The following is a 16,204-nucleotide window of genomic DNA, read 5'->3' as shown; positions in this document are numbered from 1 at the left end:
GTACCGACCAACTGGTCATTTAGCTTAGAGGGCGCTGCCTAACCGAAAGCACCTTGGCCAACAACCAACGCCTGTGGGCCCCGGGCAATGTAATGACCTGCCTGGGCTTTGGCGTGGGCATCCTGACGGGTCTGCCCACCATCGTGCATGGCGGCGTGGGTTACACCCTCATGGGCCTTGGCCAGGCGCTGATCCTGCGGGCTGTGTACCTGCTACTGATACCACTGGACCTGAGTACCCCCCAAAACCATGGACGCGGTCATGGGCTTGACGATCCTGGTGGTCAGCCTGGCGCCGGTCACCATCGCTTTCGGCCTGATCATGCTGGTGTCCCTGCGCTACGTGGAAAAGCTCAACCGCCTGACCCAGCATCAAGGGTATCAAGCTTGGTGAAAGCAACACTCCGCCAATTTGGCTTCATGGATGCCGGCATTGAAGGACGACAAGAGTGCGATTTCAAGGCGGCGGCGCAAAGGATGTGAGACTATATCGCCCAGCAGGTTGCCCCGAGGGTCGAACCAGTGGCCGTTGTGCCGGGGGCACCGGCAGCAAATGAACAAGTCATGCAGATTGTAGCGGCGAGCCGCAAAGTTGGGCCACGTTAAAGGCAGTAGTCTTGGGGCCACGCACTGGCTGTCATGGCCTTGCTTCACCGCTCGCGTGCTCTGGATTGACCTAGGGTAAATACGGAGAAAGAGAGAGGGGGGGTGAATAATCATCTACAAAATGGGGCTGCATCAACTTTAAGAATGGGAGGGTGGCAGCATGACTCCAACCGATGTCGCGGCAAGCGACGCCATGGCAACGAAATCAGGGTCGGCAGAACTTGCCATTCGCGAGTTTCTCGCCTTCAAGCTCGGAGACGAGGAATACGGCATCGACATCTTGCGCGTGCAGGAAATCCGCTCGTTTGAGCGCCCAACCCGTATGGCCAACGCCCCGGCTTACATCCTGGGCGTGGTTAATCTTCGCGGTGTGATCGTGCCCATCATCGACATGCGCATCAAGTTCAACCAGAGCGAGGTCAACTACAACACCTTCACCGTGGTGATTGTGCTCAACATCGGCAGGCAGGTCGTTTGCATGGTGGTTGATGGCGTGTCGGATGTGATCACGCTCTCGCCCGATCAACTGCGGCCAGTGCCCGAGTTTTCATCGGCTATTGGCAGCGAACATTTGCTGGCCATTGGCTCGCTGGAAAACCGAATGCTGATCCTGCTCGACATCGAAAAACTCATGTCCAGTACCGACATGGGACTGATTTCTGCAACGGTTCAATAAACCATTCAAAGGGGAAACAACATGAACAATATGACGGTACGCGCCAAGCTGACTTGGGCGTTTGGTGGACTTACTCTGGTGGTTTTGCTCGTTTCCGGGTTTGCCTTGAAAACGCTCGCCGACGCCGACAGTCGCTTCGATGACTACGTCAATGGCATCAACGCGCGCGCCACGTTGGCGGCGGGTGTGCGGCAGGCAGTCGATGGTCGCGCCATCGCAGCGCGAAATTTGGTGCTGGTCACCAAGCCCGAGGATGTAGCCATCGAGAAAGAGATCGTTGCCAATGCGCATAAAAATGTCACGGAGCGCATGGCCAAGTTGAAAAAGCTGGCCGAAGCGCCGGACGTTTCAACCGAGGCACGTCGCCTGATCGAGGAAATGGACAAGACCGAGAAGGCTTATGCGCCTGTGGCCTTGGATATCGTGGATAAGGCCTTGAATAAAAAGAATGAAGAGGCCATCGCCAAAATCAACAACGACTGTCGCCCACTTCTGGCTGCCTTGGTCAAGGTTGCACAGGAATACGCTGACCTCACTGCCACTCGTTCCGCCAAAATGTTGGAAGAAGCGGATGCGTCCTATGTCGCTCAACGCAACGCCCTGATTGCTGCTTGTCTGTTTGTTGTTGTTGCCGCGGTGGTCGCCGGCGTGCTCATCACCCGCAGCCTGACGCGGGCACTCGGTGCCGAGCCTGCCGAACTGAGCGATGCGGCCAGACGCGTGGCCGATGGTGATTTGACGACGCCGCCGCAAGTGCGCAGCGGTGACACCACCAGTGTGATGGCCGCCATGGACCGCATGCAAGCCTCGCTGACGCGAGTGGTTGCAACGGTGCGCCAAGGGTCTGAGAGCGTGTCCACCGCATCCGCCGAAATTGCCCAAGGTAACCAAGACCTGAGTGCTCGCACCGAGAGCCAAGCCAGTGCACTGGAAGAAACCGCAGCCTCGATGGAAGAGCTCAGTTCCACCGTCAGGCAAAACTCCGACAACGCCCGCCAAGCCAACCAGTTGGCCCAGAGTGCCAGTGCCGTGGCCGTCAAGGGCGGTGAGGTGGTGGCCCAAGTGGTGGACACCATGAAAGGCATTAACGATTCCTCGAAAAAGATCAGCGACATCATCAGCGTGATCGACGGCATCGCCTTTCAGACCAACATTTTGGCGCTCAATGCAGCGGTAGAAGCGGCGCGTGCGGGAGAGCAGGGCCGGGGCTTTGCCGTGGTGGCAACCGAGGTGCGCAGTCTTGCCGGGCGCAGTGCTGACGCCGCGAAAGAAATCAAGAGCCTCATCAACGCCAGCGTGGAGCGGGTCGAACAGGGCACAGTGCTGGTGGACCAGGCAGGCACCACCATGACCGAGGTGGTAGGCTCAATACGCCGCGTGACCGACCTCATGGGGGAGATCAGCGCGGCAAGTTCCGAGCAGAGCGCGGGCGTTGCCCAAGTGGGCGAGGCTGTCACGCAGATGGACCAGGCCACGCAGCAAAATGCCGCACTGGTGGAGGAAATGGCAGCAGCTGCGAGTAGCCTCAATACACAGGCGCAAGACCTTGTTGGCACGGTGGCGGCATTCAAGCTGGCACAAGGCGAGGGTGGCTTCGCGTCCGCCAGCCATCATGCCGCCGCACCATTGCGCCACAGCGCGCCAAAGCAGCTTGCCCCGGTCAGGAAGGCTGCGCCAAAGTTCAAGGCTGCATCCAAGCCAGCCGCACTGGGTGCTCCTGCGGCAGCGCCCAAGGTTGCGCATGATCGGGACGTGAAAGCCGGAGGTGATGACTTCGATAGTTTTTGACAGGATGCCCACAGGCTTGTCCTGTGGGCAGGTAGCTTGTCCACGGCGGGCGCGCCCTGGCGACCTGATGATTCGCTACCGGGGCGAGGAATTCGTGCTGCTGGACAGCTCCAACCGGGAGGCCGCCTGCCGCGCGGCCGAGCGCCTGCGGGAGGTCGTGGCATCCAGCGCCATCGACTGTGGCGACGCCACCATCCGCTTCCAGGTCAGTGTGGGCGTCCAGCATGGCTACACCCTCAACGCCCTGCTGGTGGCCGCCGATGAAGCCCTGTACCGCGCCAAGCAGGGAGGCAGAAACCGCATACGCGCGGCGTGATTGCCCCCTCTGGGATAATTGCTGGATGACCATTACCTACAAAGACGCCAGCGACATCGAAGGCATGCGCGTGGCCGGCCGCCTGACTTCCGAAGTTCTGGACTACCTGACGCCGTTCGTCAAGCCAGGGGTCACGACCAATGAACTGGACAAACTGGCCCACGACTACATCGTCAATGTGCAGGGCGGCATTCCCGCGCCGCTGAACTACACCGGGGGTGGCAACACGCCCTACCCCAAGTCGGTGTGTACCTCGATCAACCACCAGGTCTGCCACGGCATTCCCAATGACAAGCCGCTCAAGAAAGGCGACATCGTCAACATCGACGTCACCGTCATCAAGGACGGCTGGCACGGCGACTCCAGCCGCATGTACCAGGTCGGTGAAACGTCCATCGCGGCCAAGCGACTGTGCGCCGTCACCTACGAAGCCATGTGGCACGGCATCAAGATGGTCAAGCCGGGCATCCACCTCGGTGACATCGGCCACGCCATCCAGCAATTTGCCGAGAGCAAGGGCTTCAGCGTGGTGCGCGAGTTCTGCGGCCACGGCATTGGCCGGATCTTCCACGAAGAACCGCAGGTGCTGCACTACGGACGCCCTGGCACGCTGGAAAAGCTGGTTGAAGGCATGACCTTCACCATTGAACCCATGATCAATGCCGGCAAGAAGGAAATCAAGGACGGAGCGGAAAAAGACGGCTGGACCATCGTGACCAAAGACCATTCCCTGTCGGCCCAGTGGGAGCACACCATTCTGGTGACGCGTACCGGTTACGAAGTGTTGACGGTGTCCGCGGGCACACCGCCCACGCCCGCCTTTGTACCGGCCCAGGTTAGCGCCTGATCGCCGCACCCCCACGGCATCCATGGCTGACCTGCAGGCAATCCGCGCCGAGTACCGCAGCCAGAAGGCTGCACTGTTGCAAACCATCGTCCGTTCGGGAGCGACCGGGCGGGATGTGCACAAGACCCTGGGCCGCCTGGCCCAGTTGGCCGATAGCGCGCTCAAACGCCTGTGGGAGCATGCCGGCCTGCAGTCGCCCTTTGCGTTGCTGGCCGTCGGCGGCTATGGCCGCGGCGAACTGTTTCCCCATTCCGATGTGGACGTGCTGGTGCTATTGCCCGACGCCTATGACCCGGAACACGATGCGGGGCTGAAGGCGCGCATCGAGTCGTTCATCGGCAGTTGCTGGGATGCCGGACTGGAGATCGGCTCCAGCGTACGCACATTCTCCAGTTGCCTGGCCGAGGCGCACCGTGACGTGACCATCCAGACCGCACTGCTGGAGAGCCGCCTGATCACCGGCGACGCCGCGCTGGCAGCGCAATTCCAGACGGCCTTCTTTGCCGCCATGGACCCCCAGGCCTTTTTCGTGGCCAAGACACTGGAACTGCGCCAGCGCCACACCAAGTACGAGAACACCCCCTATTCGCTGGAGCCCAACTGCAAGGAGTCACCCGGCGGCCTGCGGGACCTGCAGATCATCCTGTGGGTGGCCAAGGCGGCCGGCTATGGCAACGACTGGAGCGACCTGGCCGCCAACGGCCTGGCCACGCCCTTTGAGGTGCAACAGATCCGGCGCAACGAGTCCCTGCTGGTGCGCGTGCGCGCCCGCCTGCACCTGATTGCGAATCGGCGGGAAGACCGCCTGATCTTTGACATGCAGAACGCCGTGGCAGAGTCCTTCGGCTTTGGCCACGGAGCGCGCGCCTCCAAGGGGCGCGCCGTGGTACGCGCCAGCGAAGCGCTGATGAAGCGTTACTACTGGGCGGCCAAGGCGGTGGCCCAGCTCAACCAGATCCTGTTGCTGAACATCGAGGAGCGCCTCTACCCGTCGACCCACGCGCCGCGCCGCATCAACGACCGCTTCAACGAGAAGGCGGGCATGATTGATGTGGCCAGTGATGACCTGTACCAACGCAACCCCCACGCCATCCTGGAGACCTTTCTGGTCTACCAGACCACCGTGGGGGTCAAGGGGCTGTCGGCCCGCACGCTGCGGGCCCTGTACAACGCCCGCAACCAGATGGATGGGAGTTTCCGTAGCGACCCGGTGAACCGCGAGACTTTCCGCAAAATCCTGTTTGAGCCCCAGGGCATCACCCACGCCATGCGACTGATGAACCAGACTTCGGTGCTGGGGCGCTACCTGTGGGTGTTCCGTCGCATCGTCGGCCAGATGCAGCACGACCTGTTCCACGTCTACACGGTGGATCAGCATATTTTGATGGTGCTGCGCAATATGCGCCGCTTCTTCATCGTGGAGCACGCGCACGAGTACCCGTTCTGCTCGCAACTGGCCAGCGGCTGGGACAAGCCCTGGCTGCTGTATGTGGCGGCGCTGTTCCACGACATTGCCAAGGGGCGCGGTGGCGACCACTCGCACCTGGGCGCGGTCGAGGTGCGGCGCTTCTGCAAGCAGCATGGTTTCGCGGGCGAAGATATGCAGCTCATCGAATTTGCGGTGCGTGAGCACCTGTCGATGAGCCAGATTGCGCAGAAGTCGGATCTCAGCGACCCCAAGACCATTGCCGACTTTGCCAAACGCGTGGGCAACGAGCGCCAGCTCACCGCCCTGTACCTGCTCACCGTGGCCGACATCCGCGGCACGTCGCCCAAGGTCTGGAACGCGTGGAAGGGCAAGCTGCTGGAGGACCTGTACCGCCTGACCAGCCGCGCGCTCGGTGGTCACGCGCCCGACCCGGACGCCGAGGTCGAAGCCCGCAAACGCGAGGCCCTGGTGCTGGTCAACATGCACTCCCTGCCGTTCGAGGCCCACAAGCCGCTGTGGGACACGCTGGATGTGGGCTACTTCATGCGCCACGACGCGGCCGACATCGCATGGCACACACGCCAGCTCTCGCGCCTGGTGGGCTCCAGCAAGGCCATCGTGCGGGCGCGCCGCTCACCGGCAGGCGAAGGCCTGCAGGTGCTGGTCTACACACCCGACCAGAGCGACCTGTTTGCCCGCATCTGCGGCTACTTCGACCAGCGCAGCTTCAGCATTCTGGATGCCCGCATCCACACTGCCAAGAACGGTTACGCGCTGGACACCTTCCAGATCGTGACCTCAGCCGGCCCCGAGGAATACCGCGAGATCACCAGCATGCTGGAAAACGATCTGGCCAAGGTCATCACCGATGCCGGTCCCCTGCCCTCGCCCAGCCGGGGCCGGGTGTCGCGCCGGGTCAAGAGCTTCCCGATCGCTCCGCGTGTGACGCTGGCGCCGGACGAGAAAGGCCAGCGCTGGCTGCTCAACGTATCCGCCAGCGATCGCGTGGGTCTGTTGTACAGCATCGCCCTGGTGCTGGCGCGCCACCACCTGAACTTGCAGTTAGCCAAGGTCGCCACGCTGGGTGAGCGGGTGGAAGAGATTCTGCGCGAGACGCTATTTTTTTGATAGCAAAGTTAGATCCGAAGCTGCGCCAGTATTTCACGGCCGATGGCGTTCAGCGGCACCACCCGCTCAACGCCACCATGCTTGATGGCCTCCTTGGGCATGCCGAACACCACGCAGCTGTCTTCGTCCTGTGCCAGCGTGTGCGCTCCGGCGGTGCGCATCTCGGCCAGACCAGCGGCACCATCGTCACCCATGCCGGTCATGATCACGCCCAGGGCGTTGGCGCCTGCGCACCGGGCGACCGAGCGGAACAGCACATCCACGGAAGGACGGTGGCGGTTGACCAGCGGGCCGTCCATGACCTCGACATAGTATTGCGCCCCCGTTCGCCGCAACAGCATGTGCTTGCCGCCCGGTGCAATCAGCGCCCGACCCGGTGTGACCCGGTCATTGTTCTGGGCTTCACGCACCTCGATTTGGCTCAGGCTGTTGAGGCGGTTGGCAAACTCGGCGGTGAATTTTTCCGGCATGTGCTGCACAATCACGATACCAGGTGTCACCCTGGGCAGGCTGGTCAGCACCACCTCCAGCGCCTGCGTGCCGCCGGTGGACGTACCCAGTGCCACCACCCGTTCGGTGGTCTGGAGCATGGCCGTGGGTTTCTCAGCAGCAGCCATGATGACGTCGGCCGTGTTCTTTTCGCGCGCCACCACCGGCTGGTATTTCTTGACTTGGGCCTTAGCGGCCGCCTTGACGGCGGTGACCAGATCGTCGGAGGCATTGACCAGAAATTGCTTCAAACCTAGCGTGGGTTTGGTAATGATGGCCACCGCCCCAGCGGCCAGCGCTTCAACCGACGTCTTGGCTCCCGACAACGCCAGCGTGGAACAAATCACCACCGGCGTGGGCCGCTCCGACATGATCTTTTTCAGGAAGGTAATGCCGTCCATGCGCGGCATTTCCACGTCCAGCACGATGACGTCGGGCCACTGCGTCTTCATGCGTGCGATGGCCAGTATGGGGTCGGCACAGGCTGCGATGACCTCGATATCAGGGTCCGCGTCCAGCAAGCCGGTCACCACCTGGCGTACGACGGCCGAGTCGTCAACGACCAGGACCTTGATCGCGGTCACAGCAGGTCTCCCTCGTGCTCATCGCCCGCATTGTTGAGCGCCACCTGGTGACACCAGACATCCCCATTGCGCACATCAAAGATGATTTGACGGTGACCCATGCCAAACAGGCTCTCCGACAGGATTGGGACACCGTGGCGATTCAACAGTTCCAGTGCTGCTTCGCCATTGCGTTGGCCAACATTCAAACCACCCGCGCTCAGATGATCCGGAAACATGTTGCCGCCACCGAACACCTTGCCCTGACACTGTCCGGCTGCAATGCCGAGTTGCTTGAGTTCCGCCACCATCAGCTCCATCGCTTCGTCGCCGTACCGTGCATCAAGACCGTCGCGGTTGTCCGGCACACCACGGGTTGGCAGCAGGAAATGCGACATGGCACCCACGCGCGCGCAGGGGTGCCACAGCGTGATAGATACACAGGAGCCCAGCATGGTCCGCATTTGATACTCGGCATCGGCAACAAAAAACTCCCCCGGTTGCAGAAAGATGTCAATCAAGCCGTCGATACGGTGCATGTTAGACCGCCTTCCGGTAGACCGATGGTGCTACCGACTCCACAGCATTGCTGATATTGTTCAGGCTCTCCGAGTGACCGACGCAGAAATAACCCTCGGGCTTTAAAGTCGAGATCACGCGCGCCACCACTTCGCGTTTGGTGTCGTCGCTGAAATAAATCATCACATTGCGCAAAAAAATTACGTCAAACTGCCCCAGGTTCGGCAGCGGCGCATTCAGATTGACCTGGCGAAACAGGACGTGGTCGCGCAGACTGCGGTTGATCAGCAGCATCCCCTGGTACTCACCCGAACCTTTGAGGCAGAAACGCCGCAGGTACTCTGACGGGATGTGGCGAGCCCGCTCCATGGTGTAGAGCGCTTTCGCGATGCTGTAGGCCTCTTCGCCACTGGAACTGGCGGCGCTCCAGACACGAAAAGGCTGGGCGCGGGCGCGACAGGCCAGCGCCTGCCTGCGCAGGAACTCGAAGTGCTTGATCTCGCGAAAAAAATACGTTTCGTTGGTGGTCAGCAAATCCACCGCGGTCTGAACTTCATCAGGATGGGCCCCAGAGGTCAGCATATTGAAATACTGACCAAAGCTCTGCAACCCGTGAAAGCTCAGTCGCTTGCTAAGGCGTCCCTCCACCAATGCCTTTTTCTGCTCTGACATGGTGATGCCCGCGGCTTCGAAGATGAAGCGCCGAAACTGCGCCAACTCCTTGTCCGTGATGGGCGTCATGTGCAGACTCAATTACCAATGGGGAGCAACTGTCCCGCTCAACCGCGTGTCAGCCATCGAGCAAAACTCATGCAGCCACCGCCACATCGGTTGCAGCCGCAGCAGCCTGCCCCATTTCACCAATCTCCTGCATCGACAACACGTTGTTGACGTTGAGCAGGATGACAAACTTGCCGGCCACCTTGCCAATGCCCTCAATGAAGTCGCTGCGGATCTTGGCGCCAAAGCTCGGAGGCGGTTCAATGTCGTTCGCCGCAATTTCCAGCACGGCCTGCACCGAGTCCACAACCACGCCCATGCTCTGGCGCTCGCCCTCGTTGGGTGAGCCCACTTCGACGATGATGATGCAGGAACTCTTGGTGACCGGAGTGGACGGTTTCCCGAAACGATTGGACAAATCCATCACCGGCACCACGGCACCGCGCAGATTGATGACGCCGCGCACGCACGCCGGCATCATGGGCACTTCGGTCAGGTTGGAATACCAGATGATTTCCCGGATGCACAGGATGCCGATGGAGAACATCTCGCCACCGAGCATGAAGGTCAGGTACTGCTTGTGCTCCACAGGCACGGCGTTTGCTGTCACTGCGACGGCGGTGCCAACCGGCGCATTCGTTGTGCCTTGCGTATTAGCCAGGGTGTTCATGGGGCTTCCCCTCAAAACTTCGTGAACACCGATTCGTCAACCTCGTCACTGGCTGGCCCCGCCTTCGCGGCAGCGATCTTGAGCGCGGGACGCTTGGCAGCGCTGAGCTTGGACACCGACGCGTTCTTGCGCGGGGTACTGACCTTGCCCATGCCGTCGATCTTGAAGAAGGTCATGGTCTGTTGCAGTTGCTCGGCCTGACTGCTCATCTCCTCGGAGGTTGCAGCCAGTTCCTCAGAACTCGAAGCGTTTTGCTGAGTCGTCTGGTTGAGCTGACCCACGGCCGAGTTGATCTGGCCAACCCCGGAGGATTGTTCGCTGGACGCGGCCGAAATCTCCTGCACCAGGTCAGCCGTCTTGCGAATGGCGGGCACCATCTGTTCAAGCAATATGCCGGCCTTTTCTGCCAATTCGACGCTGCTGGTGGCCACTTCACCAATTTCCTGCGCGGCCACCTGGCTGCGTTCAGCCAGCTTGCGCACTTCGGCCGCTACCACCGCAAAGCCCTTGCCGTGTTCACCTGCCCGTGCCGCCTCGATGGCAGCATTGAGCGCCAGCAAATTGGTCTGCGCGGCAATGTCGTCAATGATGCTGATTTTCTTGGCAATCTGCTTCATGGCCGCCACGGTGGCGTTGACCGACTCACCACCATCGGAGGCATCCTGGGCCGCCTTGCTGGCCATGGCTTCCGTCACCTTGGCATTTTCGGTGTTCTGGGCAATGCTGGACGTCATTTGCTCGATAGACGCCGATGTTTCCTCCACTCCCGCAGCCTGCTCGCTGGCTGCCTGTGACAGCGACTGTGCCGTGGCGCTGACTTCTTCGGATGCACTGGCCAATGCTTGCGCGCCGCCATTGACATCGGCCACCACTTCGGAGAGCTTGCCGACCATCATCTTCATCGCGTAAAGCAGGCTGGAGTTATCCTTGGGATGGGTTTCCAGTTTCATCGTCAGATCGCCTTCGGAGAGGCGCACCACCATGTCGCGGGCGTAGTCCGGCTCACCTCCCAGTTGTTTGAGCACGCTGCGTGTGATGAGCCAGCCAACCAGCATCGACAACAGGGCCGCAGCGGTACCCAACACGATGATGAGTTTTTCCGTCGATGTCACCAACTCATCCGCTTCCTTGCCGGCCTTTTCCATCAACTGTGTCTGCAGAGCAATCAATGAATTGACAGCCTTCATGTAGGCACCCTGAGTCTTGCGCAGGTCTCCCGAGAGCAGGGCGGCAAAGTCTGCCTGTTTGGCATTGGTCTTGATCATCTCGAGGGCCTGGTCCTGGGTGACCACATAGGCTGTACGCGCTGTGTGGATTTCCTTCAGGAGCTCACGACCTTTGTCGGATGTCACGATCTTCTCGAGCTTGTCCAGCCGATCCGTGATGATCTTGCGCTGTTCCGGAATGGCATCGAGCGCCTTGGTCCGCTCACTGCCCGTCATGATGTAGACATTTCGCAACTGGCGTGCAATATTGTTGATCGCGTCAATGACGTCATTGGCCAACACGGTCTTGGGAAACTTGTCATTGACCATGTTTTCAATTTCGCTGTTCAATGCGCCCAATCTGGCATAACTCGTAAACGCAATGGTGATCAGCAAGATCAGGGTAATGGCAAAGCCGATTCCCAGCCTGACTCCGAGTTTGAGGTTGTTTAACATTGCATTACTCCTGATAAAAAAACACCAACGCTTCATGGAAGCTTTTACGAAATTCGCGTCTCGGACTTGAGAGCGACGCTACTGAGTCCACTAGGCTGGCCACCGGTTGCCCTGCGGATCAGCTGTGGAACATCGAGAATCAAGGCCACATCGCCACTGCCCAAAATGGTCGAGCCACTCAGGCAGGCTACGTGGCTGAACACAGGTCCCAGGGGTTTGATGACGGTCTGGAATTCACCGAGCAAGGTGTCAACGACAAGCCCGGCTTTCTGACCCGCATACTTGAGGACCACAATGTTCTCTCCCTTCACTGGTGGTGCTGCCTGGATGGAGAACAGCTCACGCAGGCGGATGAAAGGCAATATCTGGCCCCGCAAATTGGTGTAGTCATGCCCCGGCTCGGCGGTGAAGGCCACACATTCCTCGATCATGTCCAGCGGGATGGCAAACACGCGTTTGCCCACTTCCACCAGGAAGCCGTCGATGATCGCCAGCGTGAGCGGAAGACGCACCGTGACCGTGGTGCCAACGCCTTCCTGGCTGGTGAGGCCAACCGTGCCGCGCAGGGCCGCGATGTTGCGCTTGACCACGTCCAGCCCCACTCCGCGGCCCGACAGATTGGTGATCTGCTCGGCGGTGGAGAACCCGGGTTCAAAGATCAGGCCGTATACCTCGGAGTCACTCAAGTGTTGCCCCGCTTCGACAAGTCCGCGCTCGACGGCTTTAGCCAGAATGCGGTCCCGCTTCAAACCGCCTCCATCATCCTGCACGGTGATAACAATGGCGCCCGAGTCGTGATAGGCATTCAGCTTGACAACCCCCTGTGCCGGCTTGCCACGGGCCTGCCGCAACTCGGCATTTTCGATTCCATGGTCCATGGAATTGCGCACCAGATGCATCAGCGGGTCGCCAATCTTCTCGACAACCGTCTTGTCCAGCTCGGTTTCTTCACCGTCAATGATGAGTGCGATGTCCTTGCCAAGGTCACGTGAGACATCGTGCACCACGCGCTGAAACCGGCTGAAGGTCGCGCCGATCTTGACCATGCGCAACTGCAAGGCACTGTCACGCACCTCCTCGACGAGCGAGGACAGCTTGGAGGTGGCCTCTTCCAGCTCAATGACCTTGGCGCGATGGGCAATCATGTTGACGCTGGCCCCAGCAATGATCAATTCGCCAACCAGATTGATCAGGTGGTCGAGTTTGTCGGCGTCCACCCGAATGGAGCGGCTCTCCTGGGCCTGCACCTCCTTCACCTGCTTTTGCTTTTGCAGCGCGGCATCGACCACCTCGGACGGAACCGCCTGTTGCTCGACCAGGATGGCGCCGATTTGGCGGCCCGGCACAGAGTCCGCCTGGATATCCAAAGCGGCCGCCAGCTCCTGGCGGGTCAGCGCACCACTGCGTACCAGCAGCTCACCGATCCGTTCTGCAATATCCGGTGAATCCTTGATCAGACGAATGTATTCTTCAACCCGGCTATTCGGAGGCACGATGCGCAACGTGCAGTCGTCCCGAACGAACTCGAACGCGCGCTCAATGCTGGCCTTGTCGGCCGATGAATCAAACTCCAGCTCAAACGCAAGGTAGCAGGCCTCCGGTTCCATGCTGGCTGCATCGGGCAATTTGTCGGGCAGGGTCAGGATGTCGACAATGTGCCCCATCGTGTTCAGATAGCGCAGAAAGGACAAAGGGTCCATCCCCAGCCGCAAGACCTCCGGACTAAATTGCAGCGAAATGTGCCAATAGTCGGACCCTGAACCCTTGCCGGCGATGCGCTGTGTGGCGTCGATCTCGGGCTCCGCAACCAACGCCCCTTTGGCCGATGCCGACGCTCCCAAAACCGCATGCAATTGCAGCAGCAACGGTGCACCGGCTTCGGTAGAGGCTGCGTCCGCTTCGGTTTGCCCTTTCTCCACACCATCGATCAGGGACTTGATGTGATCGCAGCACAATAATAAGGTTGCGATCAGATCGTCACCGATGGTCAAGGTACCGGAGCGTACGCGGTCCAGCACGTTTTCCACCACATGGGTGAATGCGACCACATGGTCGAGACTGAACAGCCCGGATGAGCCTTTGATCGTATGGGCAGCACGAAAAATGGAATTGATGAGCTCGGTCTTCTCATCGGCCGCTTCCAGTGACAGGAGGGAGCTTTCCATGTCTTCGAGCAATTCACGGCTCTCGGCAATGAAAATCAGCAGGGCTTGGTCGAGGTTCATGACAAATTTTCTTCGCTTCAATAGGTCAATTTCGCTGTGTGGCCAATTCACGCTTTGCCAGGGGTTCCCGTCGGCTCAATGACCAGGTGATCACCAAAGAAAGCCGCAATGTTGAGGAGCTCAAATACCTCCAGAACGGCCGGGCTGTGCCCGACGAGATTGAGCTCAGCGCCCACCTTGTTGGCTGTGCGCTTGGCCAGCATCAGCAGTTGCACGCCACAGGTATCAAATACGGTCACACCAGCCAGATTGACGACCATGCGGATGCCATTGTTCATAGGGTCAATCAACGCGTGCTTGAGCTCATCCGCACGGTAGATACTGAGTTCGCCTTCAATAGCAAGGTCGATCTGGCTCATGGAAGTTTCGTTTGACATGGATTACCTCGTATAGCGCGGCTCAGGGCAGACACAGTTTCTGCACGGCACCCAGCATCTGCTCCGGCTTGAACGGCTTGACCACCCAGGCCCGTGCGCCAGCGGCCTGGCCTTCACGCTTCTTGGACTCATCCGATTCGGTGGTGAGCATGATGATGGGCGTGAAGCGGTAGGCTGCCATGGTCTTCACCTGCTTGACGAAGGTGATGCCGTCCATGATGGGCATATTGACATCGCTGATGATCAGGTTCATTTTCTGACCCGTCAGCTTGTTGATGGCATCTTGGCCGTTGATGGCTTCGACGACGTCATAGCCAGCACCTCGCAAAGCAATGCCGACCACCGTTCGGATTGATGCAGAGTCGTCGACAATCATGATGGTTTTTGCCATGTTGATAACCTGATTTGGTGCGATAGGGGTTGAAAGATAGAAAATCGCTAGCAAGTGAGTTGACGCACGTAGGCCGCAATCTTGGCGTCTTCTTGGGCAATGTGCCCCAGTAGCCACTCGGTCATGAAGCTGCGGACCTCTTCGTCGGTGGCGTGTTTCCTGCCGATGGAAGCGCTGATGGCGTTCATACGCGCCAGCATGTCGTTGTGCAGTTGGCGGTGAGACATGTACTCGGGGAATTTGACTTCCCGCATCAGTGCCTCTTCGTCTGCAAAATGGGTGCGAATGTGGGCATAAAGCTGCATGATTGCCAATCGTTGGCCGGCCTGCCCGTTCATTTCGAAAACAGCATTGGCCTGTGCAAATAACTGCCGGTGTTGCGCGTCGATACGGTCGTTGTCGATGCAATAGCTGTCTTGCCACTCGATGTTCATGATGGTGGTATTACCTGACTTTGGGGACTAAAAAAAAGTAATCTCGTCGTCGACCTTGGCCGTGGCCTGCACAGTGCCACCGGCGTGAACCACATGCTGGTCTTTCATCACATAGGTCTTCTTGAGTTCCTCAAGAAATTCCTGCGCATCCAGCGAAGAAACGTCTGCGCCCTGCTCAAGTTGCTGCAACCGAGCATCCAGGAATGTGGGCCAGTGTTCGATGTTGGCCTTGACCAGGTTCAGGATCTGGCTGACGCGATCTTGAAACTGCAATTGCACAAGAGCCTGTCCTACTTCGGACTGGATCGCAATGCTTTCGCTCTTTAGAAGCGCACTGGACTGCTCAAGACCGCTCGCGATATCCTTGATTTCACTAAGAACATGACTAATCGTCGTTTCTGTTATTTGCACCCGTTCTTCCCGCTGCACAACAGAGTCCCGTACCACGTTACAGGCATCTGCAATCGCGGCGCTAATGACCTTCACCTTGGCGGCAATATTGCGCCCGGTGTCTCCCGACTGAGTGGCCAGCATGCGAAATTCCTTTGCGACCACCGCAAATCCGCGGCCCAGATCTCCTGCCCGCGCAGCTTCAATGGCGGCATTCAACGACAACAAATTGGATTGCTGGGCAATCTTGGCGACTTCGTGCGCCATGCTTTGCAGTTCATCGGTGAACCGGTCAAGACCTTGCACTTTGTCCAGCATGGCGGACATGCTGCCCATTGCGGCTCTTTGCCCGGCAACAATGCCCCTGAGCTCCTCCTCGGCCCGCGCGAACACGGCAATCAGGCTGTTGTCACTTCCATGGTTAGCATCCAGTGCAGAATGCACATTGGCTGTCTGCAATGCTTCAGCCAAATTGTCGACAATGCCGGCAAAACGCAGTGACAACTCCGAGATAGCGTTTTCCATTTGTGCGCGCGAGGACTCGATGTGCCCACTCCACACAGGCGCCACCTCCACACCAAAGCGATGTTGCTCTGTCACCAATTGCTGCACCGCCTGTTGGAGCGCAACATCGCGGGCGGCCAACACCCTGCCCGTCCAGACACCCACGACAAAGAGCGCAACTGCACCCAATATGGCCTCCAGGTGACCGTCACCTACGATCAGCATGACCAATGCGCCGGCTAATGCGAGGGCAACGGGATAGATCGCGGAGGTCTTCGCAATGTCCAGATTTTTCATCGCTTGTCCCCATGCATACCCGTGGGGTCGGTCATTAGGAGTCAAGCAAAAATAACTTGAACAGTTAGGCCGTCGACCGCCCCCTCGGCCGGATGCGGTAATTCCATTCGCCATGGAACTCGTCGCGCTCGATTGCCATCGCCGCAAGCTCCTCATCGGTGATCTTGACGCCGGC

17 protein-coding genes are annotated in these 16,204 nt (G+C 59.4%); 6 read left to right on the top strand and 11 right to left on the bottom strand.

The features are described 5' to 3' along the window. Nucleotides 1-249: 249 nt before the first annotated feature. The 6 genes from HYX42_RS04710 (at nucleotide 250) to HYX42_RS04685 (ending at nucleotide 6,789) form a co-directional block, all read left to right on the top strand. Nucleotides 250-393 (top strand): hypothetical protein, encoded by a 144-nt coding sequence (locus HYX42_RS04710; RefSeq protein WP_293400374.1) that lies wholly within the window; start codon nucleotides 250-252, stop codon nucleotides 391-393. A 405-nt stretch (nucleotides 394-798) separates the two neighbouring features. Beyond that, on the top strand, nucleotides 799-1,281 hold the full coding sequence (locus HYX42_RS04705; protein ID WP_293400436.1) for a chemotaxis protein CheW: 483 nt from the start codon (nucleotides 799-801) through the stop codon (nucleotides 1,279-1,281). A gap of 21 nt (nucleotides 1,282-1,302) precedes the next feature. Beyond that, complete coding sequence (locus tag HYX42_RS04700) at nucleotides 1,303-3,069, top strand: methyl-accepting chemotaxis protein (RefSeq protein WP_366931136.1); 1,767 nt, start codon at nucleotides 1,303-1,305, stop codon at nucleotides 3,067-3,069. Beyond that, entirely contained in the window at nucleotides 3,050-3,385 is a 336-nt protein-coding gene (locus HYX42_RS04695; protein WP_366931135.1) for a GGDEF domain-containing protein, read from the top strand. The genes HYX42_RS04700 and HYX42_RS04695 overlap by 20 nt, the downstream gene beginning before the upstream one ends. A 25-nt stretch (nucleotides 3,386-3,410) precedes the next feature. Then, nucleotides 3,411-4,232 (top strand): type I methionyl aminopeptidase, encoded by an 822-nt coding sequence (map, locus tag HYX42_RS04690; protein WP_293400372.1) that lies wholly within the window; start codon nucleotides 3,411-3,413, stop codon nucleotides 4,230-4,232. 22 nt (nucleotides 4,233-4,254) lie between these two features. Next, nucleotides 4,255-6,789, top strand: a complete 2,535-nt coding sequence (locus HYX42_RS04685) for a [protein-PII] uridylyltransferase (protein WP_293400370.1) — start codon at nucleotides 4,255-4,257, stop codon at nucleotides 6,787-6,789. 8 nt (nucleotides 6,790-6,797) lie between these two features. Here HYX42_RS04685 and HYX42_RS04680 read toward each other — a convergent pair whose 3' ends face one another. The 11 genes from HYX42_RS04680 to HYX42_RS04630 all read right to left on the bottom strand — a co-directional run. Then, nucleotides 6,798-7,862 carry a chemotaxis response regulator protein-glutamate methylesterase gene (locus tag HYX42_RS04680; RefSeq protein ID WP_293400368.1) on the bottom strand — a complete coding sequence of 355 codons (1,065 nt, stop codon included), beginning with the start codon at nucleotides 7,860-7,862 and terminating at the stop codon, nucleotides 6,798-6,800. Further along, nucleotides 7,859-8,380 (bottom strand): chemotaxis protein CheD, encoded by a 522-nt coding sequence (locus HYX42_RS04675; RefSeq protein ID WP_293400366.1) that lies wholly within the window; start codon nucleotides 8,378-8,380, stop codon nucleotides 7,859-7,861. Before HYX42_RS04675 ends, HYX42_RS04680 begins: the two co-directional genes overlap by 4 nt. Before the next feature lies 1 nt (nucleotide 8,381). Further along, nucleotides 8,382-9,101: a protein-glutamate O-methyltransferase CheR gene (locus HYX42_RS04670; RefSeq protein ID WP_293400364.1), complete on the bottom strand. Its 720-nt coding sequence runs from the start codon at nucleotides 9,099-9,101 to the stop codon at nucleotides 8,382-8,384. Between the two features lie 67 nt (nucleotides 9,102-9,168). After that, on the bottom strand, nucleotides 9,169-9,750 hold the full coding sequence (locus tag HYX42_RS04665) for a chemotaxis protein CheW (protein WP_293400362.1): 582 nt from the start codon (nucleotides 9,748-9,750) through the stop codon (nucleotides 9,169-9,171). A gap of 11 nt (nucleotides 9,751-9,761) precedes the next feature. Continuing rightward, nucleotides 9,762-11,411: a methyl-accepting chemotaxis protein gene (locus tag HYX42_RS04660; protein WP_293400360.1), complete on the bottom strand. Its 1,650-nt coding sequence runs from the start codon at nucleotides 11,409-11,411 to the stop codon at nucleotides 9,762-9,764. A 44-nt stretch (nucleotides 11,412-11,455) separates the two neighbouring features. Next, the gene (locus HYX42_RS04655) at nucleotides 11,456-13,636 is read right to left on the bottom strand and encodes a chemotaxis protein CheA (protein WP_293400358.1); all 2,181 of its coding nucleotides are present in this window, start codon (nucleotides 13,634-13,636) and stop codon (nucleotides 11,456-11,458) included. Nucleotides 13,637-13,683: 47 nt separating this feature from the next. Continuing rightward, the gene (locus HYX42_RS04650; RefSeq protein WP_293400356.1) at nucleotides 13,684-13,995 is read right to left on the bottom strand and encodes an STAS domain-containing protein; all 312 of its coding nucleotides are present in this window, start codon (nucleotides 13,993-13,995) and stop codon (nucleotides 13,684-13,686) included. Between the two features lie 40 nt (nucleotides 13,996-14,035). Next, nucleotides 14,036-14,404 (bottom strand): response regulator, encoded by a 369-nt coding sequence (locus HYX42_RS04645; protein ID WP_293400354.1) that lies wholly within the window; start codon nucleotides 14,402-14,404, stop codon nucleotides 14,036-14,038. A 47-nt stretch (nucleotides 14,405-14,451) separates the two neighbouring features. Beyond that, on the bottom strand, nucleotides 14,452-14,838 hold the full coding sequence (locus HYX42_RS04640; protein ID WP_293400352.1) for a bacteriohemerythrin: 387 nt from the start codon (nucleotides 14,836-14,838) through the stop codon (nucleotides 14,452-14,454). A 27-nt stretch (nucleotides 14,839-14,865) separates the two neighbouring features. Further along, entirely contained in the window at nucleotides 14,866-16,029 is a 1,164-nt protein-coding gene (locus HYX42_RS04635) for a methyl-accepting chemotaxis protein (protein WP_293400350.1), read from the bottom strand. Between the two features lie 64 nt (nucleotides 16,030-16,093). Further along, on the bottom strand, nucleotides 16,094-16,204 hold a 111-nt coding region (locus tag HYX42_RS04630), incomplete at its 5' end, for a hypothetical protein (protein ID WP_293400430.1).

The sequence above is a fragment of the Polaromonas sp. genome (assembly GCF_016185115.1).
Taxonomy (GTDB): domain Bacteria; phylum Pseudomonadota; class Gammaproteobacteria; order Burkholderiales; family Burkholderiaceae_C; genus Polaromonas.
This window is presented reverse-complemented; position numbering and strand designations above follow the sequence as displayed.